General features: G+C 70.9%; 17 protein-coding genes. 15 read left to right on the top strand and 2 right to left on the bottom strand.

Features of this window, described 5'->3' with window-relative positions; all coding sequences use genetic code 11:
* The first annotated feature begins 100 nt into the window (after window positions 1-100).
* The 5 genes from GB932_RS15890 to GB932_RS15910 all read left to right on the top strand — a co-directional run bounded on the left by GB932_RS15890 (window position 101) and on the right by GB932_RS15910 (window position 8,826).
* Complete coding sequence (locus GB932_RS15890) at window positions 101-3,568, top strand: family 43 glycosylhydrolase (RefSeq protein ID WP_156761645.1); 3,468 nt, start codon at window positions 101-103, stop codon at window positions 3,566-3,568.
* Between the two features lie 221 nt (window positions 3,569-3,789).
* Window positions 3,790-4,404, top strand: coding sequence for a hypothetical protein (locus GB932_RS15895; protein WP_231916251.1), 615 nt, complete (start codon window positions 3,790-3,792; stop codon window positions 4,402-4,404).
* A 71-nt stretch (window positions 4,405-4,475) separates the two neighbouring features.
* On the top strand, window positions 4,476-5,543 hold the full coding sequence (locus tag GB932_RS15900) for a WxL protein peptidoglycan domain-containing protein (RefSeq protein WP_156761646.1): 1,068 nt from the start codon (window positions 4,476-4,478) through the stop codon (window positions 5,541-5,543).
* Window positions 5,544-5,854: 311 nt separating this feature from the next.
* Window positions 5,855-8,497: a replicative DNA helicase gene (dnaB, locus tag GB932_RS15905; protein ID WP_156761800.1), complete on the top strand. Its 2,643-nt coding sequence runs from the start codon at window positions 5,855-5,857 to the stop codon at window positions 8,495-8,497.
* A 44-nt stretch (window positions 8,498-8,541) separates the two neighbouring features.
* On the top strand, window positions 8,542-8,826 hold the full coding sequence (locus tag GB932_RS15910) for a hypothetical protein (RefSeq protein ID WP_156761647.1): 285 nt from the start codon (window positions 8,542-8,544) through the stop codon (window positions 8,824-8,826).
* 4 nt (window positions 8,827-8,830) lie between these two features.
* On the opposite strand, the gene GB932_RS15915 is transcribed toward GB932_RS15910, so the two are convergent.
* Window positions 8,831-9,184, bottom strand: a complete 354-nt coding sequence (locus GB932_RS15915) for a MerR family transcriptional regulator (RefSeq protein WP_156761801.1) — start codon at window positions 9,182-9,184, stop codon at window positions 8,831-8,833.
* 192 nt (window positions 9,185-9,376) lie between these two features.
* On the opposite strand from GB932_RS15915, the gene GB932_RS15920 reads away from it, so the two are divergent.
* From GB932_RS15920 to GB932_RS15930, 3 genes are all read left to right on the top strand, one after another.
* Window positions 9,377-10,927, top strand: a complete 1,551-nt coding sequence (locus GB932_RS15920) for a SulP family inorganic anion transporter (protein WP_156761648.1) — start codon at window positions 9,377-9,379, stop codon at window positions 10,925-10,927.
* An 84-nt stretch (window positions 10,928-11,011) separates the two neighbouring features.
* On the top strand, window positions 11,012-11,959 hold the full coding sequence (locus GB932_RS15925) for a CPBP family intramembrane glutamic endopeptidase (protein WP_156761649.1): 948 nt from the start codon (window positions 11,012-11,014) through the stop codon (window positions 11,957-11,959).
* A gap of 71 nt (window positions 11,960-12,030) precedes the next feature.
* Window positions 12,031-12,510 (top strand): hypothetical protein, encoded by a 480-nt coding sequence (locus GB932_RS15930; protein ID WP_156761650.1) that lies wholly within the window; start codon window positions 12,031-12,033, stop codon window positions 12,508-12,510.
* Between the two features lie 75 nt (window positions 12,511-12,585).
* Here the strand turns inward: GB932_RS15930 and GB932_RS15935 are convergent, their stop codons facing one another.
* Window positions 12,586-13,362: an aminotransferase class IV family protein gene (locus GB932_RS15935; protein WP_156761651.1), complete on the bottom strand. Its 777-nt coding sequence runs from the start codon at window positions 13,360-13,362 to the stop codon at window positions 12,586-12,588.
* A 157-nt stretch (window positions 13,363-13,519) separates the two neighbouring features.
* Here GB932_RS15935 and GB932_RS15940 point away from each other — a divergent pair, with 157 nt between their 5' ends.
* The 7 genes from GB932_RS15940 to GB932_RS15970 all read left to right on the top strand — a co-directional run bounded on the left by GB932_RS15940 (window position 13,520) and on the right by GB932_RS15970 (window position 20,425).
* Window positions 13,520-14,266: an anthranilate synthase component II gene (locus tag GB932_RS15940; protein WP_197517521.1), complete on the top strand. Its 747-nt coding sequence runs from the start codon at window positions 13,520-13,522 to the stop codon at window positions 14,264-14,266.
* Window positions 14,259-15,734 carry an anthranilate synthase component I family protein gene (locus tag GB932_RS15945; protein WP_231916253.1) on the top strand — a complete coding sequence of 492 codons (1,476 nt, stop codon included), beginning with the start codon at window positions 14,259-14,261 and terminating at the stop codon, window positions 15,732-15,734. Before GB932_RS15940 ends, GB932_RS15945 begins: the two co-directional genes overlap by 8 nt.
* 289 nt (window positions 15,735-16,023) lie before the next feature.
* A complete protein-coding gene (locus tag GB932_RS15950) occupies window positions 16,024-17,208 on the top strand; it encodes a thiolase family protein (protein ID WP_156761654.1) in 1,185 nt (394 codons plus the stop codon).
* Between the two features lie 13 nt (window positions 17,209-17,221).
* Window positions 17,222-17,974, top strand: a complete 753-nt coding sequence (locus GB932_RS15955; protein ID WP_156761655.1) for an SDR family NAD(P)-dependent oxidoreductase — start codon at window positions 17,222-17,224, stop codon at window positions 17,972-17,974.
* 151 nt (window positions 17,975-18,125) lie between these two features.
* A complete protein-coding gene (locus GB932_RS15960; protein ID WP_156761656.1) occupies window positions 18,126-18,728 on the top strand; it encodes a TetR/AcrR family transcriptional regulator in 603 nt (200 codons plus the stop codon).
* 171 nt (window positions 18,729-18,899) lie between these two features.
* The gene (locus tag GB932_RS15965; RefSeq protein ID WP_156761657.1) at window positions 18,900-19,694 is read left to right on the top strand and encodes an ABC transporter ATP-binding protein; all 795 of its coding nucleotides are present in this window, start codon (window positions 18,900-18,902) and stop codon (window positions 19,692-19,694) included.
* Entirely contained in the window at window positions 19,691-20,425 is a 735-nt protein-coding gene (locus GB932_RS15970; RefSeq protein WP_156761658.1) for an ABC transporter permease, read from the top strand. The genes GB932_RS15965 and GB932_RS15970 overlap by 4 nt, the downstream gene beginning before the upstream one ends.
* Window positions 20,426-20,427: the final 2 nt, after the last annotated feature.

Below are 20,427 nucleotides of genomic sequence, written 5' to 3' on the forward strand. Positions count from 1 at the left end.
GCGCCCCCTCGGGGAAAGCGTTTGCCCGAGGGGGTGCGGCTCCCCTAGCGTTGAGGCCGGTGACCCACACCGGCGCCACGACCGACTCGAAGGAGAGCGCATGGTCACCATACGAAGCGCGTCGCGCACGGCACTCGCCGCCGCGGCGGTTCTCGGGATCCTCATGACGGGGATGACGTCCGCGCACGCGGCGTCGCCGGATCCGGGCATCCGCGCCGCGTCGACCGCGGCCGCGCAGGCCGATCTCGACGCGATCGCGATCCCGAACGCCGACGACGTCCGCGGCAACATCACCCTGCCGACGTCCGCGGCGAGCGGGGCGGCGATCTCGTGGGCGGCCTCGCCCGCGGGCGTCGTCACGACCGCGGCCGACGGCGAGATCGCCGCGGGCGTCGTCACCCGCGGCGCCGCCGACCAGGAGGTCGTGCTCACCGCCACGATCGACGGCGCCAGCCGTGAGATCCCCCTCACGGTGCGCGCCGCGCACGAGCGGCCCGAGTACGAGGGCTACGCGTTCTCCTACTTCACCGGCAACTCCGTCGCGGGGGAGAACATCCACTTCGCGGCGAGCGAGGGCAACGACGCGCTCGCGTGGAACGAGCTGAACGGCGGCCAGCCCGTGCTCACCTCGGAATACGGCGAGCAGGGTCTGCGCGACCCCTTCCTCATCCGCTCGCCCGAGGGCGACAGATTCTTCCTCATCGCGACCGACCTGTCGATCGGGCGCGACGGCGACTGGGGGCGCGCGCAGCGCCACGGCAGCCAGCACATCGAGGTGTGGGAGTCGCGCGACCTCGTCAACTGGTCGGAGCAGCGGCACGTGAAGGTCGCCCCCGACAACGCGGGCAACACCTGGGCACCCGAGGCGTACTACGACGAGACCCTCGGCGCATACATCGTGTTCTGGGCGTCGAAGCTCTACGCCGAGGACGACCCCGATCACACCGGCAGCACGCACAACAGCATGATGTACGCGGTCACGCGCGACTTCGTCACCTTCAGCGAGCCGCAGATCTGGCAGGACGGCATCTCGCGCATCGACTCGACGGTCATCGAGGACGACGGGGTCTTCCACCGCTTCACGAAGGACGAGGGAGCGGGCACCACGGGATGCTCCGACATCATCCAGGAGAGCTCAGCGAGCCTCCGGGCGCCGCTCGAGGACTGGACGATGGTCGATTCCTGCATCGGGCGCGACGCCGGCACCAGCGCGGTCGAGGGCCCGACGATCTTCGAGTCGAACCCGGATGATGTCCACGGAGGCGGCCGGCACTACCTGTTCGTCGACGAGTACGGCGGGCGCGGCTACATCCCGCTCGAGACCGACGACATCTCCGCGGGCGACTGGCGCGTCTCCGATGACTACGACCTGCCGGCCAGCCCGCGCCACGGCACCGTGATCCCCGTGACGGCCGACGAGCTGGCGGGGCTCAACGAACTCGACGTCCGACCGGATCCCATCTCCTCGAACGAGGACGGCGAGGTCGTCCGGTACGACTTCGCGGGCGGATCCGGGACGACCCTGGCCGACGTGTCCGGCAACGGGCGCGACGCGACGATCGAGGGCGCGACGTGGTCGGGGGAGTCGCTCGTCCTCGACGGGGCCGACGACTACGTCGACCTGCCCGACGACCTGATGTCCGGCCTCGAGGGCATCTCGGTGGAGGCCGATGTCTGGATCGACGAGAGCCAGAGCGGCAACTACTTCGTCTGGGGCCTCGGCAACACGGGCGCGGACGGCGTCGGCGACGGCTACCTCTTCACGACGGGCGACAGCCGGTACCGCACGAGCATCGCGACGGGCAACTGGTCGACCGAGCAGACGGCGGGATCCGGATCCCCGCTGCCGCGCGGGCGATGGGCGCACCTCGCGTACACGCTCGCGGACGAGACGGCGCGGATCTATCTCGACGGCACGCTCGTCGACGAGCAGGACGGCGTGACGCACGATCCGGGCGACATCGGGCTCGGGAGCACCTCGGCGAACTACCTCGGACGCTCGCAGTACGCGGCCGACGGCCGCCTCTCGGGCCGCTTCCGCGAGTTCGCGATCTACGACCGCGCGCTGACGCCCGCGGAGGTGCTCGAGGCCGCCGGTCAGACGGGCGGCCTGACCGATGTCTCGCTCGCCGATCCCTCCGCGCTCGCCGTGGATCCGATCGTCGACGCCGAGGCGCGCACCGTGATGCTCCCCGTCGTGCGGGGCACCGACCTCTCCGCGCTCGCGCCGACCTTCACGATCGCGCACGGCGCGACCGCGTCGCCTGCCTCGGGGACGACGGTCGACCTGAGCGCGCCCGTGGAGTACGCGATCACCGCAGACGGCGAGACGAGCACGTGGACGTTCTCGGCGCAGGAGGTGACGACGCCCGTCCTCGACGGCCTGTACGCAGATCCGAACATCGCCGTCTTCGGCGACACCTACTACATCTACGCGACCTCGGATGGCTACGACGGCTGGGGCGGCAAGGAGTTCTACGTCTGGAAGTCGACGGACCTCGTCGACTGGACGCGATCGGACGAGCCGTTCCTCACCCTCGACGGCGAGAACGGCGACGTGCCGTGGGCCACCGGGAACGCGTGGGCTCCGACGATCATCGAGCGCGACGGGAGGTACTTCTTCTACTTCTCGGGCCACAACCCGGCATACGACCGGAAGGCGATCGGCGTCGCCGTCGCCGACAGCCCCGAGGGCCCGTTCGTCGCGGAGCCCGAGGCGATGATCCTGAACGACGAGGAGGTCACCTCGGGCCAGGCGATCGACCCGGCGGCCTTCCACGACCCGGTGAGCGGCGAGTACTTCCTCGCCTGGGGCAACGGCGGCCCGTCGAACGGCCCCGTCCTCGCGAAGCTGAACGACGACATGGTGTCGCTCGAAGAGGGATCCTTCCAGCGCATCGAGGGGCTCACGGGCTTCCGCGAGGGGCTGTTCCTCAACCACCGCGACGGCGTCTACCACCTCACCTACTCGATCGACGACACGGGATCCGAGAACTACCGCGTCGGATACGCCACGTCCACGAGCATCGACGGTCCGTGGACCTCCCGCGGGGTGATCCTCGAGAAGGACGCCTCCCTCGGGATCCGGGGCACGGGTCACAGCTCGATCCTCAACGTCCCCGGTACCGACGACTGGTACATCGCCTACCACCGCCACGCGCTCGACGGCGGCGACGGCACGCACCGCGAGACGACGATCGACCGCCTCGAGATCGGCGAGGACGGCCTCTTCCAGCCCGTCACGCCGACCCTCACAGGCGTCGAACCGCACCCCGTGCCCGCCGACGGAATCGAGATCCAGACGGAGGTCGGATCCCGATGCGTCGCGGGCCGCGCGGTGCTCACCGCCACGGTGACGAACATGGGCGACGCGGACGTGTCGGCCAGCGTCGCGACCGCATACGGCGAGAAGTCGTTCGCCGCGCTCGGCGCGGGCGACGCGCGCTCGGCGGCGTTCCCGACGCGCCAGGGCGACATCCCCGCGGGCGTCGTCGAGGTGACCGCCTCGGACGCCGACGGCGGTGAGGATCTCACGACGGTCGAGTACGAGGGGGTGTCCTGCGGATAGGTGACCGGGGTGCCGCCGCCGACCGGCTGCGGCACCCGATCCCCCGTCGGGCCTCCGGGTCGGACGCGGGCGGTGATGATCGAGTCCGACCGACTGGGCTCGATCGAACGTGGCGCCGTCTCATCAGAGGCGGCGGTGCACTTCGATACGGACGAGGCGGGACGATGGTCGTCCCGCCGACAGGAACACGGCGGCACGCCGCCGAGTGAAGGAGATTCGCAGTGAAGAAGACAGCGATGTGGAAGCGTGTGTCGGCCGGAGTGGCCGGAGGCGCGCTGCTGGCGGGAGTCGCGGGCGCGGCGTTCGCCGAGGAGCAGATCGGCGGCGGCGACGTCGACGTCAACGTGACGATCGAGGACGCCGACGAGGGCGTGCTCGCGATGAGCGTCGCGGGTGCCGATGCGCCCCTCGCCGAGGTCGAGTCCGGCGACCCGGCGGTCCGCGAGTTCGCGGGCCAGCTGCCGACCGTGACCGTCACGGACACGCGCACGGCCGAGGAGATCCCCGACGGCGCCTTCTGGTACGTGACGGGAACCGCGTCGAGCTTCGCCGGTGACGCCGGCCAGGCCGAGATCACGTCCGACCATCTCGGCTGGCAGCCGTCGGTCGCGGACGACGGATCCGGAGCGGTCGCGGTCGGCGGCGACGTCGACACGGTGCTCGACGAGGGCCCGAACAACGTCGGCCTCGTCGGGCAGGAGCTGCTCGAGATGGCGATGACGTCGGAGGAGGCCATCGGCTCGTGGGAGGCGACGGCCGGCCTCACGCTGAAGGTGCCGGCGGAGACCGCGGCGGGTTCGTACTCGTCGACGCTCACGCTGTCGCTGTTCGAGTGAGGTGACCCGGGCGGGCGCTCGCGGTGCGGGCGCCCTCCCGGCACGTCGACGCCGCTGACCGGAAGGACACCATGAACCCCCGCCGCCGATCCGGCATCCCCCGTCGCGCCCTCGGAGGCGCCCTTGCGGGGATCCTCGCGTTCGCCGCCGCGCTCGCCGCGGCGCCCGCCGTCGCCGACTCGGATGACGGATCCTCCGACGGCACGATCACCTGGTCGGTGCGGCCCGCAGACGGCGACGGCGCCGATGGGCGCGCGTGGGTCGAGCAGACCCTCGACCCGGGCCAGAGCGCGACCGAGCGCATGGCCGTGCAGAACTTCAGCGACGAGGACGTCACGTTCCAGCTGTCGACGGCCGACGGCTACTTCCGCGACAACGGCCGCTTCGCGATGCTCGAATCGGGCGAGGAGTCGACGGCCGCGGGCACGTGGATCGACCTGCCGGACGAGGTCCGCGTCGCGGCGGGGGAGACGGTGATCGTGCCGTTCACGACGGCCGTTCCGGGCGATGCCACGCCGGGCGATCACGCGGCGGGCGTCGCGGCGTCGATCCTCTCGCGGAGCGTCGATGAGAGCGGCGCGTCCGTCGGGGTCGAGAGCCGGATCGGATTCCGCGTCATGACGCGCGTGACGGGCGAGGTGACGCCGTCGGCCGAGGTCGTCGGCGTGGACGCGTCGTACGACACCTCGTGGAACCCCCTCGCGCCCGGATCGGCGGTGGTGCGGTTCGAGGTCGAGAACACGGGGAACACGCGGCTGATGATCGCGGGATCCCTCGACGCCGGCGGGCGCAGCGCCGCGTTCCCCGGCGAGGGCGAGGTCGATCAGGAGCTCATGCCCGGCGACCGCCGCGTGATCGCGGTGCGCGTCGACGGGGTGTGGCCCCTGTTCTACGTGCCGGTGGGGCTCGACGTGGCGGCGAGCGTGACCGGCGAGGGGGAGGGCACGCGGGTCGACCCCGTGCGCGTCGACGCGGGCGTCTGGGCGCTTCCGCTGCCCCAGCTGATCGTCCTGGCCGGGGTCGTGCTGATCCTCGGATCGGTGGTCTGGGGGAGGATCCGCGCGAGGCGGCGCCTGCAGGCGCTGCTCGCCGAGGCGCGGGCCGCGGGACGGCGCGAAGCGGGCCGGAACGAGGCCTGAGCTGGGTCACAGCCGTGTGATTCATCCACAGCATCACTGAATGTTCAAGTCTCAACGATTGGTTCAATCACATATCTCTCCACAGGGTGTGGGGAGATCAAACCCCTGGTCAGAAACGCTTATTTCGACCTCATGGGGATCATCCCGCGCGTTCTCCACAGGCGCCGTCCACAGGATCGTCGGCGTTTTGCCCAGGACTCTCCACAGGGTTATCCACAGGCGGCGTTGAGGGACCGACGCGGGGGCCCATAAGGTGAACCGTCGGCACTGGCGAAGGCGTGCCGATTCGAATGTCAGAGGTATCCGCTGACATGGTCGCGGGGCCTCGAATCAGGCCCACCGCATGCGGGTCGGATCCGCGGGGAGGAGTGCCTGTGTCGATCAACGACGTCGTCGCCGAACGCCTGGGTGGGGGGCGCGAAGCCGAGCGCACGCCGCCGCACGACCTCCTCTCCGAGCAGTCGACGCTCGGCGGCATGCTCCTCTCGAAGGACGCCGTGGCCGACGTCGTCGAGACGCTCCGCGGGGCCGACTTCTACATCCCCAAGCACGAGGTCGTCTTCGAGGCGATCCTGTCGCTGTACTCGCACGGCGAGCCGACGGACGTCATCGCGGTCACCGACGAGCTGATGAAGACGGGCGACCTGCAGCGGGCCGGCGGCGTCGACTACCTGCACTCGCTCACGTCGATCGTCCCGACGGCGGCGAACGCCGGCTACTACGCGTCGATCGTGCAGGAGCGCGCCCTCCTGCGGCGCCTCGTCGACGCCGGCACGCGCATCGTGCAGATGGGCTACGACGGCGAGGGCGAGGCGACCGAGCTCGTCAACCAGGCGCAGGCCGAGGTCTACGCCGTCACAGGGCAGGACCAGACGGAGGACTACGTGCCCCTCGAGACGGCCATCTCGGCCGCCGTCGAGGAGATCGAGATGGCCAAGGGCCGCGACGGCGAGATGACCGGCGTCCCCACGGGCTTCACCGAGCTCGACGAGCTCACGAACGGCCTGCACGGCGGCCAGATGATCGTCGTCGCCGCGAGGCCCGCGATGGGCAAGGCGCTCGCGCTCGACACGCCCCTGCCCACGCCCACGGGCTGGACGACCATGGGGGATGTCCGGGTCGGCGACGAACTCTACGGATCCGATGGGCGCCCGACGCGCGTCGTCGCCGCGACGGAGTTCATGGAGGGGCGGCCCTGCTACGAAGTCGAGTTCTCCGACGGATCCACGATCATCGCCGATGCAGAGCACCAGTGGGTGACCGAGACGCGGGCGGCGCGCCGCTCGCCGCGCGGCATGCCCGAGATCGTCACCACGGAGCAGATGCTCGAGACGCTCACGGTCGGCGCCGATGCGCGCGCGAACCACTCGGTCCGCAACGCCGCGCCCCTGCAGGGTGTCGAGGCCGACCTCCCGATCCCGCCGTACGCGCTCGGCGCCTGGCTCGGCGACGGCCACAGCGCGGGCGCCCGCCTCACGAGCGAGACGGCGGAGATCCCCGCGCTCGTCGCCGCCGCAGGCGTGCGCACCCAGCCCCGCGGAGGCATGCTGTACTCACTGCAGCTGCCCGAGCGGGAGCCGCTCGTGCGCAGCTGCGAGGTCTGCGGTGGCGAGTTCACGGCGCGTCACCCGCACGTTCGCACCTGCGGTCGCACGTGCGGTCCGAAGAACAAGGGCGCGCACCCCGAGCGCATGGCCTGTTCCGACTGCGGGTCGCCGTACTCGGGCGAAGCGCAGCGCTGCGACGCGTGCCACCGCGACCATGGCTCGTTCGCCGCGCTGCTGCGCAAGGCCGGCGTCCTCGGCGCCAAGCACGTGCCAGCCGCGTACCTCCGGGCGTCCGAGGCGCAGCGACGCGAACTGCTCGCCGGGCTGATGGACACCGACGGAACCGTCGTCCGGGGCGTGGGCTCCTGCCAGTTCGCGGTGACGGACAAGCGCCTGGCCGACACGGTGTACGAGCTCATCGTCGGCCTCGGATACAAGTGCGGCCGCACGTCGAAGCGCGTGGCTGGGCGGACCGAGGCGTCGTCGACCTGCTACATCCTCAACTTCTCGACGACCGACGAGGTGTTCCAGCTCGAGCGCAAGCGCGTCCTGCACGCGCAGGAGCGCCCCTCGAGCGCCGTGCGCATCGGACGTCGCTATGTGAAGGCCGTGCGGAAGATCGCGAGCATCCCGGTGCGGTGCGTGCAGGTCGATAACGACGACCACATGTACCTCGCCGGCGAGTCGATGGTCCCGACGCACAACTCGACACTCGCCCTCGATTTCGCGCGGGCGTCGGCCATCACGCACAACCAGCCCGCGATCTTCTTCTCGCTCGAGATGGGCAGGTCCGAGATCGCGATGCGCCTGCTCAGCGCGGAGGGGCAGATCCCGCTCCAGAAGCTGCGCAAGGGAGACCTCGACTCGCGCGACTGGACGAAGCTCGCCTCGACGCGGGGGCGCATCAACGACGCGCCGCTGTACGTCGATGACAGCGCGAACATGACGCTCGTCGAGATCCGCGCGAAGTGCCGCCGCCTCAAGCAGCGCGTCGGCCTGCGCATGATCGTGATCGACTACCTGCAGCTGCTGACGAGCGGCAAGAAGGTCGAGTCGCGCCAGCAGGAGGTCTCGGAGTTCTCGCGCGCGCTCAAGCTCATGGCGAAGGAGCTGCAGGTGCCCGTCATCGCGCTCTCGCAGCTGAACCGTGGATCCGAGCAGCGCCAGGACAAGCGCCCCATGGTGAGCGACCTCCGCGAGTCGGGCTCGATCGAACAGGACGCCGACATGGTGATCCTCCTGCACCGCGACGAGGTCTACGACAAGCAGAGCCGCCCCGGCGAGGCCGACCTGATCGTGGCGAAGCACCGAAACGGCCCCACGGCCGACATCGCGGTCGCATTCCAGGGCCACTTCAGCCGTTTCCACGACATGGTGCACATGGAGGGCGGGTTCGGTGAGGAGTAGGTCGGGGCTCCCCGTCGGCGCCCCCGTGATGCCAGGATGAGGGCATGGGATTCGTCATCGTCGTCATCGCGAGCATCGTCCTGACGGTCGCCGCGATCACGCTCACGCGCGAGAACCGCGGCGTGCGGATCCCCTACATCGGACGGGCCGCCACCGACACGCATCGCGCGAAGGTGCAGCGCACCGTCGGAATCGTCGCTCTGATCGTCGGCGGCGGGATCATGACCTTCGGCAACCCGTTCAACGCGGCGGGTTTCGTCATGCTCGCGCTGGTGCCGCCGCTCATCGTCCTCGTCCGCCACAACGGGCGGATCCCACCGGTCAGGTGACGCCTCAGCGCGCGTCCAGCTCTTCGATGAACTCGTCGGCCATCGCGAGCTGCGCCGCGAGCTTCTCGCGCCGCTCGCGCGCGTCGCGCCGGAAGCGGCCGAGCGCCGCCTCGGCGGCGGGAGTCTCGTCGCCATCCGCGCCGACGTCGATCGCGGCGAGGAGCTCGGCCATCTGCTCGAGGCTGTATCCGAGCGGCTTCATGCGGCGGATGAGCATGAGGCGACTGAGGTCGGCTGGCCCGTATTCGCGGAATCCGCCATCGGAGCGACCGGACGGCGTCACGAGTCCGACGTCGTCGTAGTGCCGGATCGTGCGGAGCGACAGCCCCGTGAGCTCGGCGATCTCGCCGATGTGCATCACCGTCGTCCTGGGCACCGGTCCTCCTGCCGCCGTGCGTCGAACTCTACCCTCACGTTACGGTAGAGTTGCGTCGATCCCGCTCGGAGATCCTCCCCATTCTTCCGTGCCGACCTGTGTCGGTGATCCGCGCGATGGCGCACTGACGGAGAAGCCCCTGTTCGCGTCACGCCACCACCCGCAAGGAGCCGCATGACCACGGTCACGACACCGACGGACCCCGCGTCCCGGTACCGCACACGACCCACCGTCCTCGAGGCGCTGGGCAGTCCGCGCGTGCTCACGCGCGAGGTGCTCGCCGGCCTCGTCGTCGCGATCGCGCTGATTCCGGAGGCGATCGCGTTCTCGATCATCGCGGGCGTGGATCCGCGCGTCGGCCTGTTCTCGTCGTTCGTCATGGCCGTCGCGATCGCGTTCGTCGGCGGTCGTCCCGCCATGATCACGGCGGCGACCGGCGCGATCGCGCTCGTCGTCGCGCCCGTCGCCCGCGAGTACGGCCTCGACTACCTCATCGCGACGGTCCTGCTCGGCGGTCTCATCCAGATCGTCCTCGGCGCGCTCGGCGTCGCGAAGCTCATGCGCTTCATTCCGCGATCCGTCATGGTCGGCTTCGTCAACGCGCTCGCGATCCTCATCTTCCTCTCGCAGCTGCCGCAGCTCGGGCTCGACAACCACGACTGGACCTGGCACGGCGTGCCGTGGCTGGTTTACCCGCTCGTCGGGCTCGGCCTCGTTCTGATCTTCCTCGTTCCGAAGCTCATCAAGGCCATCCCCGCCCCGCTCATCGCGATCGTCGTCGTGACGGCCATCGTCGTGATCTTCGACATCGACGTCCCCACGGTCGGCGACCAGGGCGATCTGCCCGACAGCCTGCCCGCGCTGCTCTTCCCCGATGTGCCGCTGACGTTCGAGACCCTGCAGATCATCGCCCCCTTCGCCCTGGGCGTGGCCGTCGTCGGCCTGCTCGAGTCGCTCATGACGGCGAAGCTCGTCGACGACATCACCGACACGCACTCGCGCAAGCCCCGCGAGGCCGTCGGCCAGGGCATCGCGAACGTGCTCTCGGGCCTGTTCGGCGGCATGGGCGGCTGCGCCATGATCGGCCAGACGATGATCAACGTGAAGGCATCGGGAGCGCGCACCCGCATCTCGACCTTCCTCGCGGGCGTCTTCCTCCTGATCCTCGTCGTCGCCCTCGGCGACATCATCGCGATCATCCCGATGGCCGCGCTCGTCGCCGTCATGATCGTCGTGTCGTACCTCACCTTCGACTGGCACAGCATCCGCCCGTCGACGCTCAAGATGATGCCGAAGAGCGAGACGGCCGTCATGGTCATCACGGTCATCGCGACCGTGCTCACCGACAACCTCGCGATCGGCGTGATCCTCGGCGTGCTCACCGCGATGGTGATGTTCGCGCGCCGCGTCGCCCACTTCGTCAGCGTGACCCGCGTCGTCGACCTCGACGCTCAGGTCCCGACCGCCCGATACACCGTCGTGGGCGAGCTGTTCTTCGCCTCCAGCAACGACCTCACGACGCAGTTCGAGTACGCCGACGACCCCGACCGCATCGTCATCGACATGTCGCAGTCGCACGTGTGGGACGCCTCGACCGTGGCGGCGCTCGACGCCGTCGTCACGAAGTACGAGCAGCACGACAAGCGCGTGATCATCGAGGGCATCGAGGACGAGTCGGGCGACATCCACCGGCGCCTCTCCGGCGGCCTCGGCGGCGGTCACTGATCCGCTGAGGCGCTGCGCTCGCGACCCCACGATCTCCCCCGCGCGACGGATGCGGGGGAGATCGTGCGGCGCGACGATGAGGGCATGAACGCCGCAGATCTCTTCTCTCCGCACGAATCCCGCCCCGGGATCCCGCCCACGCGCGTGCCCTGGGGATCCGTCGCCGTCTTCCTCGCGATCGCCTACGCGCTCGGATGGGCGGTGAGTCTGCCGCTCTGGCTCGGCGACGGGCTCGCGTCGCCCCTCTTCCAGGTGTTCGCGGTGGCGCTCATGGCGACACCCACGATCGGCGCCCTCATCGTCACATTCGCGACCGTGCCGAAGGGGGCGCGGGCGCGCTACCTCGGGCTGCTGCCGTTCCGGCCCATCGGGCGCAAGATCCTGCTCTTCCTGCTGTGGCCGGCCGTCTTCCTCGCCATCGCGTTCGGGGCGATGCTCCTCGCCGATGCGCTCGGGTGGGCCGAGATCGACCGATCCCTCGCGACCCTCACGGCGCAGCTCGACACCATCGGCATGACCGACGTCGAGCTGTTCCTCGTGACGCAGTTCCTCGCGCTGCCGCTGGGTGTCGTCATGTCGTCCGTCGCGGCGTTCGGCGAGGAGCTCGGCTGGCGCGGATACCTCACGACGGCGCTGGCGCCGCTCGGGTTCTGGCCGTCGGCGCTCCTCATCGGCGTCGTGTGGGGGCTCTGGCACGCGCCGATCATCCTGCTCGGGTACAACTTCGGGCGGACCGACGCGCTCGGCCTCGTCTGGATGTGCGTCTTCACGATCATCGTCGGCGTGCTGCTGCAATGGAGCCGCTATTTCACGCGCAGCGTGTGGCCCGCGGCGATCGGGCACGGCGCGCTCAACGCGACGTTCGCGTACCCGCTGTTCTGGGCGACGCCCGACATGGATCCGCTCCTCGGCTCGGCCGTCGGCCTGCCGGGGTGGATCCTCATGGCGGTGCTGATCCTGATCCTCCTCGCTGCGCGCGCCTTCCGGCCCGGCCCGGACTGGCAGCCGAAGCGGGATCCGCGCGAGGCCTGACCGCCGAATGGCGGAGGCGAATCCGCCTTGCGGGGGAGGCGGCGGCGCCCCGGACGCGGTGGGATGGATACATGATCGAATCGCTTCAGAGCTTCACCGAATCCCTCCCCGCCGCGCTGCAGTGGCTCGGACTGATCCTGCTCGGGGCGATCCCGTTCGTCGAGTCGTACTTCTCCTCGTTCATCGGGGTCCTCACGGGCATCAATCCGTTCATCGCGATCGCGGCCGGCGTCGTCGGCAACGTCGTGTCGATGATCGCCTTCGTGCTCTCGGCCCACGGGATCCGCGCTGCTGCGACGAGGAACGGCACGCCGAAGGAGCTCTCGCCGCGCCGCCAGAAGATCAAGGCCCGCTTCGACAAGTACGGGGTCGCGGGCGTGAGCCTGCTCGGTCAGGCCGTGCTGCCGAGCCAGATCACGTCGGCGATCATCGTGGGCTTCGGGGCTCCGAAGAACCGGGTGATCTTCTGGCAGGTCATCTCGATCATCCTGTGGGGCGTCGCGTTCGCGCTGCTCGCGCTCGGCGGGGTGGAGATCGCCGGCCGGTTCTGACGCGCAGCCCCAACCCTTCATTTCTGGCACATCTCCGCACGGGAATCCGTGGGGGGATGTGCCAGAAATGAAGAATCAGAGGGGGTTGCCGGGGATCGCGGCGTAGGCGGTGCGGAGGCGCGCGAAGGTCGGGTGGTCCGTCGGCCAGGCGCGGTCGTCGATCGACGCGATCGGGCGGATCCCCGCGCCAGAACTCGTCGCGAAGGCCGCGTCCATCCTCGCGAGCTCGTTCACGCGCACGGGCTCGGTGCGGCCGCCCGCCACCTCGGCGAGGAGCGCGCGCGTCACGCCGGGCAGAGCGTCGCCGCCCGCCCACACGACCTCGTCACCCGACACGAAGCCGATGTTCCAGGTGGGCCCCTCCGACAGGATCCCGTCGTCGTCGACGAAGAGGGCATCGTCGAATCCCGCGCGCTGCGCGATCCGCCGCTGGTGCAGCGCACCGAACAGGCCGGTGTGCTTGATCTCAGGGGCCTGGCGCCCGAACGGCACCGACCGGACCCGCATCGGCGCCGGTGCACCCGTCGGCGCCGGCCGCGGCGACACGAGGATCCGCGGGTGCGCATCGGCGCCCGGATTCGTCAGCGTGAGCGCGGGGTCGAAGATCGTCACCCGCACGACGACCGCGGCGGGCTCGTCGGCGATCGCCGCGCGGATCCGCTCCCGCAGGACGCCCTCGTCGAGCGCGGCGTCGAAGAGCGTGCGCGCGTCGGTGACGAGCCGCGCGAGATGCAGGGGGAGGCCGCGCACCCGCCCGTTCTCGACGAGCATCGTCGTGAAGTGGCCGAGACCCGTGAACGCGAGCGCCTGGAGGTCGGGCGCCGCGACCGGGCCGCCGTCGATCTGCTGCATAGCGCCAGTGTCCCATCCGCGTCTCGCCCCCGCCCCCATCACAATGCAGTCGATTTCGCTCCGGAACGACGCAATCGGGCCCGAATCGGGGTGGCCGGCACCGAATCGACTGCGTTGTGTTTCGGCGCCGACTCGGAGAGCGCGGCACAATGGACGGATGACGACAGCGCTGCGCCCCCGCGTGCTCCTCGTCGACAACTACGACTCGTACACGGGCAGCATCGAGCAGCTCATCTGGGCGTCGACGGGCGACCGCCCCCACCTCGTGCAGAGCGATGCCGTCGACCTCGACGCGCTGGATCGGTACACGCACATCGTCCTCGGCCCCGGCCCCGGCACGCCGCACCACGCGGACGACGTCGGCGCCGGCCTCGAGATCCTGCGTCTCGCGGAGGTTCCCGTCCTCGGGGTGTGCCTCGGATTCCAGGAGATGGCGGTCGCGCTCGGCGGTCGTGTCATCCCCGCGCCCCGCCCCGCGCACGGCGTCGTCGAGACCGTGACGCACGACGGATCCGCGCTCTTCGCGGGCGTGCCGGAGCGGTTCGAGGCCGTGCGCTACCACTCGCTCGTCGTCGAGGAACCTGCGCCGCTGCGCATCACGGCACGGGCGAGCGACGGCCTGCCGATGGCAGGCGAGGCGTCGGATCGGCGCTGGTACGGCGTGCAGTTCCACCCCGAGTCGATCGGCACGGGATCCGGCGCACGCATCATCGACGCGTTCCTCGCGATGGGCGACCCTCCGTCTGCACAACGACGCCAGATTTCGGCCGCTGTGGTCGAAACAGGCCTGCGCCGACGGATCGACGCGAGTTCTGGCGTCGTTGTGTATGACGACGCGGGGCAGGACGAGGCCCTCGTGGACGGCGGCGCGGGTTCCGCACCGGAAGGGGAGGCCGATGGCTGAGCATCCGCGCGGCGCGTGGCGGGCGTGGTCCGAACGGCTCGACACCTTCGTCGGCGCCGAGGCCCTCTTCTCCCGGCTCTACGGCGATCGCGAGGTCGCGATCTGGCTCGACAGCGCCCAGCAGGCCTACGGCATGGGGCGGTTCTCGATCATGGGATCCCCCGAGGGCCAGCGCGACCACGTCATCGAACACGCCGCCGCGGGCATCGTGCGCATCGACGGACACGTCGCCGGATCCGACATCTGGGACGTGCTCGCCGATCGCGTCGACGCGCACCCGATCGAACCGCGCACCGATCTGCCGTTCGTCGGCGGCTACGTCGGATCCATCGGATACGGCGCGAAGGCCATCGGGCGCGCGCGGGGAGCCTCTCCCGACGCGCAGCTCGTGCATCTCAGCCGCTTCGTCGTCCTCGACCATGTCGAATGGCGGATCCACGTCGTCGCGGTCGGGCCCGACGAGGACGCGCAGGACGCGCGGGCGTGGATCGCGGCGACGAGCGAGCGGATCCTCGCGGTGCGCGATGCTGAGGCGGCCGACGGCGGCGCGACACGGGAGTTCGACGCCCCTCGCCGCGACACCGACGGCGATTCACCGCACGTCGCGCCCGCGGACCGCACCGACCCGGCCCCCGCAGCGGCCTCCGTCACCCGGGACCAGTACGTGCGCGATCTCGCGACGGTGCGCACCTGGCTCGCGACAGGGGATTCGTACGAGGCCTGCTACACCTACACGCTGCGGTTCCCGTTCGACGGCGACGCGCTTGACGCATACCGGCGCCTGCGCCGGACGAATGCCGCGCCGTACGCCGCGTTCCTTCGGCTGCCGGGGCGCGAGATCCTGTCGTGCTCGCCGGAGCGCTTCCTCACCGTGACGAGCGCCGGCTGGGCGGAGACGAAGCCGATCAAGGGCACGGCCCGCCGCGTCGCGGATCCGCCCGCCGACGCCGAGGCGGCGCGAGCGCTCGCCGCGGATCCGAAGACTCGGTCCGAGAACCTCATGATCGTCGACCTGCTGCGCAACGACCTCGGTCGGATCAGCGCGCCCGGCACCGTGACGGTGCCGTCGCTCATGGCGGTCGAGAGCTATGCCACGGTGCACCAGCTGGTGACGTCCGTGCGATCCGAGCTGCTCCCACGCGATGCGGTCGGCGTGCGCGCGGCCGAGGCGCTGTTCCCGCCGGGGTCGATGACGGGCGCCCCGAAGAAGCGCACGGTGGAGCTGCTCGACGAACTCGAGGCGGAGCCGCGCGGCGTGTATTCGGGCGTGATCGGGCTCTTCTCGCGCTGCGGATCGGTGGACCTGTCGGTCGTGATCCGCACGGCGGTCGTCTCCGGCGGCGAGGTGTCTATCGGCACGGGTGGTGCGATCACGTACGACAGCGATCCCGACGCCGAGGCGGACGAGACGGTCGCGAAGAGCACGCCCCTCCTCCGCGCCTTCGGTCGTGCTCACCCGTTCGCCTGAGCGTCGCCACGGCACAACGCAGTCGATTCGAGAGCTCGCCACCCTCTGAACCGGTTCCGCCGGCTCCGCGTGACAGGAATGACTGCGATGTGTTTGGGTGCCACCCGGCGACTCGCTCCCGGGTCGGGCGCCGACTCGTGGCCGCGCGGGGCCTGCCCTCAACACAATGCAGTCGATTCCGGTCGGCGAAGGTCGCGGAACCGATTGCGCGCGGGCGAACCGGCCGAATCGACTGCATTGTGCTGCCCCGGCGTACGCTGGGGGCGGACCCGCGACGAGGAGGGCGACGATGGACAACGCGCGAGAGCGGATCGTCATCGCGGCCGGCGCGCGCACACCCGTGGGGAGCTTCGGAGGCGCGTTCCGCGATGTCCCCGCGCACGTGCTCGGCGCCCGCGCCGCGGCGGAGGCGCTGCGTCGCAGCGGAATCGACGGATCAGACGTCGGCGAGGTCGTCATGGGCTGCATCGCGCAGATCGGGCCCGACGCATTCAACGCGCGCCGCGTCGCCCTCGAGGCGGGCCTCGACGTCCGCGTCCCCGCGTTCACGGTCAACCGCCTCTGCGGATCCGGCCTGCAGGCGATCTGGTCGGGCGCGCAGGAGCTGCTGTGGGGCGGCGTCGACGTCGTCGTGGCGGGCGGAGACGAGAGCATGTCGCGCACACCGTTCCTCGACTACGGATCCCGCGGGAACGCACGCCTCGGCGACCGCACCCTGCTCGACGGCACGCTCGCGATCCTCACGGACCCGTTCTCGGGCCTCCACATCGGCACGACGGCCGAGAACGTCGCCGAGCGATTCAGGGTGTCGCGGCGCGAGCAGGACGAATTCGCAGCGGAGAGCCAGCGTCGTGCGGCCGCCCCGGAGGCGCGCGCGGCGTTCGCGGAGGAGATCGTGTCCGTCTCGTCGGGCGGCTCCGTCGAGGTCACGGCCGACGAGCACCCGCGCCCCGAGACGACCGCCGAGACACTGGCGGGCCTGCGACCGGTCTTCCGCGAGGGCGGATCCGTCACGGCCGGCAACTCGTCGGGGATCAACGACGGCGCGGCGGCGACGGTGCTGCTGCGGGAGTCCGATGCGCGCGAGCGGGGGATCCGCGGCCTCGCGACGATCGAGGCCGTGGCGACGGCGGGCATCGAGCCGGAGATCATGGGCTACGCGCCCGTGATCGCCCTCGAGCGCCTGTGGCGGCAGACGGGGCTCGGGCCGCGCGACGTGGACGTGATCGAGCTGAACGAGGCGTTCGCCGCGCAGGCGGTCGCCGTGATCCGCGACGCCGGGCTCGATCAGGAGCGCGTGAATCCATACGGCGGTGCGATCGCCCTCGGGCATCCCGTCGGCGCGACGGGCGCGATCCTCACGGTGCGTGCGGCGATGGATCTGCACCGCCGTGATCTCGAGTTCGCGATCGTGACGATGTGCATCGGCGGGGGACAGGCCCTCGCGGCGCTGCTGCGTCGGTGGGACGGATGACGAAGGGACGGACATGGAGCTGACAGGATCGGCGGCGCTCGTGACGGGCGCGGCTTCGGGGCTCGGCGCCGCGATGGCGGCGCGCCTCGCGGGCGAGGGCATGCGCGTCATCGGGGTCGACCTCCCCGCGGCGATCGAGGGGGCGGGAGAGGCGCCGGCCGGCGTGCACCTCGTGGCCGCCGACGTGACGGACGAGGTCGATGTGGCGGTCGCCCTGGCGGTCGCCGAGGGTGAGCTGCGCCTCGTCGTGAACTGCGCCGGCATCGCCCCGGCCCGCCGGATCCTCTCCTCTCACGGAGCCCACGATCTCGCGACGTTCCGGCGCACGCTCGAGGTCAACCTCGTCGGCACCTTCAACGTGCTGCGGCTCGCGGCGGAGGTCATGGCGGGTCACGAACCCGATGCGGACGGCCACCGCGGGCTCATCGTCAACACCGCCTCGGTCGCGGCGTATGAGGGGCAGATCGGGCAGATCGCCTATGCGGCGTCGAAGGGCGGCGTCGTGTCGATGACGATCGCGGCGGCGCGCGACCTCGCGCGGTCAGGGATCCGTGTGAACACGATCGCGCCGGGGATCGTCGACACCCCCATGCTCGCGTCCCTCGGCGACGAGGTGCGCGCGTCGCTCGAGGCGACCGTGCCGTTCCCGCATCGTCTCGCTCGCCCGGATGAGTATGCGCAGTTGGTCGTCATGCTCGCGCAGCACGACTACCTCAACGGCGAGACCATCCGCATGGACGGCGCCCTGAGGATGGCGCCGCGGTAGAGGGGCGACACAACGACGCCAGAATTCGCGCCGCGCGGGCGACACGCCGCGCGGACCCCCTCCTCGGCGCAGATCTGGCGTCGTTGTGCAGGGACGTGTGCCCCGCGACGTCTCGGGTGAGGGGGCGAGCCTCCATGCGTACCCTGGGGGCATGACGTCAGAGGCGCGCCGGTTCCGGGGCCGCGGTCGGCCGCGCGCGGGTGAGTCGGACGGGCGGGAGCGGATCCTCGAGGCCGCCGCGCACGAGTTCGCCGAGCACGGCTACGACGGCGCGACCACGCGGGCGATCGCCGCGCGCGCGGGGGTCGATCCGGCCGCGATCCACCACCATTTCGGGAAGAAGGCGGATCTGTTCGCCGAGGTGATCGGCGCCCCGATGCGCCCCGACCGGGCGCTCCCCGCGATCCTCGACGGCCCGATCGACGGCGTCGGCGAGCGGCTCGTGCGCTATATCCTGACGGCCCTCGAGGATCCGACCACCCGCACGCGCGCCGTCACGCTCCTGCGCAGCGGTGTCGGAAAGCGCGCGATGACGCCGATGCTGGCGTCGTTTCTCGAACGCGAGGTGATCCGGCGCATCGCGGTGCGCGTGGGCGGCGACGATGCGGAGCTGCGCGCGTCCCTCGTCGGGAGCCAGATCGGCGGCATGGTCCTCGCGCGATACGTGCTGAAGTTCCCGGCCCTCGCCGACGCCCCGATCGACGAGGTCGCGCGCCGCGTCGGCGCCGCGATCCAGACGTACCTCGCGGGCTGAGCCGCCGGGTGCCCGACGCCCGAATGCACAACGACGCCAATTCTGTGCGGAGAAGGCCGACACACCCGGCCCTGAGGGCCGGATGCACCGAATTGGCGTCGTTGTGCAGGTGAGTTCTCCGAAACCCGGACCCCCTTGACGTCCGCGATGTCCGGATCAATAATTCATCGTATGGTGAATAAAGCGGCGGTGGAGGTGCGCGGGCTGCGCGTCCGGCGCGGTTCCACGCCGGTCTTCGACGGCCTCGACGTCGACGTCGAGAGCGGTGTCATCACCGGGCTGATGGGGCCCTCCGGCTGCGGGAAGACGACCCTCATGAGATCGATCGTCGGCGTGCAGAAGACCCGCGGCGGGTCCGTCACCGTGCTCGGTGAGCCCGCGGGATCGCGCGGGCTGCGCCGCCGCGTCTCCTACGCCACGCAGTCGGCCGCCGTGTACGACGACGTCAGCGTGCGCGACAACCTGCGGTACTTCGCCCGCATCGGAGGGATCCCGATCGCCGATGTCGACCGCGCCCTCGAGGTCGTCGGCCTCACGGATCAGGCGCGGCAGCTGGCGGGCGACCTCAGCGGCGGCCAGCACAGCCGAGTCTCGCTCGCCGTCGCGCTGCTCGGGGATCCGGAGGTCGTCGTGCTCGACGAGCCGACCGTCGGGCTGGATCCCGTGCTCCGCGCGGACCTCTGGGAGACGTTCCGCGGGATCGCCGACGCCGGCGCGACCCTTCTCGTGTCGAGTCACGTCATGGACGAGGCCGCTCGATGCGACCGGCTGATCCTGCTGCGCGAGGGGCGGCTGATCGCCGACACGACGCCGCGCGCGCTGCTCGACGAGACCGGCGCCGACGACCCCGACGAGGCGTTCCTCGCGCTCGTCCGGCGCGACGAAGGTGCGGCGTCCGCGGATCCGGTGCGGCAGGGCGACGCCGCCCGACCCCGCACCCGCCGCGACCTCAGGAGGCGGTCATGACCCTCACCCGCACCTTCGCGACCGCGGGACGCGTGCTGCGGCAGCTGCACACGGATCGCCGGTCGATCGCGCTCATGCTCGCCGCGCCGAGCCTGCTCGTCGGCTTGTTCGCGTGGATCCTCCTCGACCAGGGGGCGGTGTTCCAGAAGGTCGGCCCGGCGATCCTCGCGCTGTTCCCGTTCATCGTGATGTTCCTCGTCACGTCGATCACCACGCTGCGCGAGCGGCGCTCCGGCACGCTCGAGCGGCTCATGACGACGCCGCTCGGGAAGGGCGACTTCGTCTCGGGGTACGCCCTGGCCTTCGGTGCCGCGGCCGTCGTGCAGGCGGTCGTGACGGTCGCGTTCGCGGTGTGGGTGTGCGGCCTCGAGGTCGAGGGGCCTGTCTGGCAGCTGGGGCTCGTCGCGGTCGTCGACGCCCTGCTCGGCAGCACCCTGGGGCTTCTCGCGAGCGCCTTCGCCCGCACCGAGTTCCAGGCCGTGCAGTTCATGCCTCTGATCGTCTTCCCGCAGGTGCTGCTCGGCGGGGTGATCATGCCCCGCGATGACATGCCCGACGTGCTGACGGCGATCTCCGACTGGCTGCCGCTGAGCCACGCGATCGACGCGAGCCTCGCCGTGACCGCGGGCGACGATGCCGCGGACGTGTTCGGCCCCCTCGCCATCGTCGGGGCCTTCGTCGTCGGCGCCGTCGTGCTCGCCTCGCTCACGCTCCGCCGCCGCACGCCGTAGGC

Origin of the sequence: Microbacterium karelineae (assembly GCF_009745985.1) — a bacterium.
Classification (GTDB): domain Bacteria; phylum Actinomycetota; class Actinomycetes; order Actinomycetales; family Microbacteriaceae; genus Microbacterium; species Microbacterium karelineae.

Coding starts and splice junctions, on each gene's coding strand:
- dnaB (WP_156761800.1), top strand. CDS start 5,855: ATGGTCGCGGGGCCTCGAATCAGGCCCACCGCATGCGGGTCGGATCCG.
- GB932_RS15970 (WP_156761658.1), top strand. CDS start 19,691: ATGACCCTCACCCGCACCTTCGCGACCGCGGGACGCGTGCTGCGGCAG.
- GB932_RS15915 (WP_156761801.1), bottom strand. CDS start 9,184: ATGCACATCGGCGAGATCGCCGAGCTCACGGGGCTGTCGCTCCGCACG.
- GB932_RS15965 (WP_156761657.1), top strand. CDS start 18,900: ATGGTGAATAAAGCGGCGGTGGAGGTGCGCGGGCTGCGCGTCCGGCGC.
- GB932_RS15925 (WP_156761649.1), top strand. CDS start 11,012: ATGAACGCCGCAGATCTCTTCTCTCCGCACGAATCCCGCCCCGGGATC.
- GB932_RS15930 (WP_156761650.1), top strand. CDS start 12,031: ATGATCGAATCGCTTCAGAGCTTCACCGAATCCCTCCCCGCCGCGCTG.
- GB932_RS15940 (WP_197517521.1), top strand. CDS start 13,520: ATGACGACAGCGCTGCGCCCCCGCGTGCTCCTCGTCGACAACTACGAC.
- GB932_RS15900 (WP_156761646.1), top strand. CDS start 4,476: ATGAACCCCCGCCGCCGATCCGGCATCCCCCGTCGCGCCCTCGGAGGC.
- GB932_RS15935 (WP_156761651.1), bottom strand. CDS start 13,362: ATGCAGCAGATCGACGGCGGCCCGGTCGCGGCGCCCGACCTCCAGGCG.
- GB932_RS15960 (WP_156761656.1), top strand. CDS start 18,126: ATGACGTCAGAGGCGCGCCGGTTCCGGGGCCGCGGTCGGCCGCGCGCG.
- GB932_RS15945 (WP_231916253.1), top strand. CDS start 14,259: ATGGCTGAGCATCCGCGCGGCGCGTGGCGGGCGTGGTCCGAACGGCTC.
- GB932_RS15955 (WP_156761655.1), top strand. CDS start 17,222: ATGGAGCTGACAGGATCGGCGGCGCTCGTGACGGGCGCGGCTTCGGGG.
- GB932_RS15910 (WP_156761647.1), top strand. CDS start 8,542: ATGGGATTCGTCATCGTCGTCATCGCGAGCATCGTCCTGACGGTCGCC.
- GB932_RS15920 (WP_156761648.1), top strand. CDS start 9,377: ATGACCACGGTCACGACACCGACGGACCCCGCGTCCCGGTACCGCACA.
- GB932_RS15890 (WP_156761645.1), top strand. CDS start 101: ATGGTCACCATACGAAGCGCGTCGCGCACGGCACTCGCCGCCGCGGCG.
- GB932_RS15950 (WP_156761654.1), top strand. CDS start 16,024: ATGGACAACGCGCGAGAGCGGATCGTCATCGCGGCCGGCGCGCGCACA.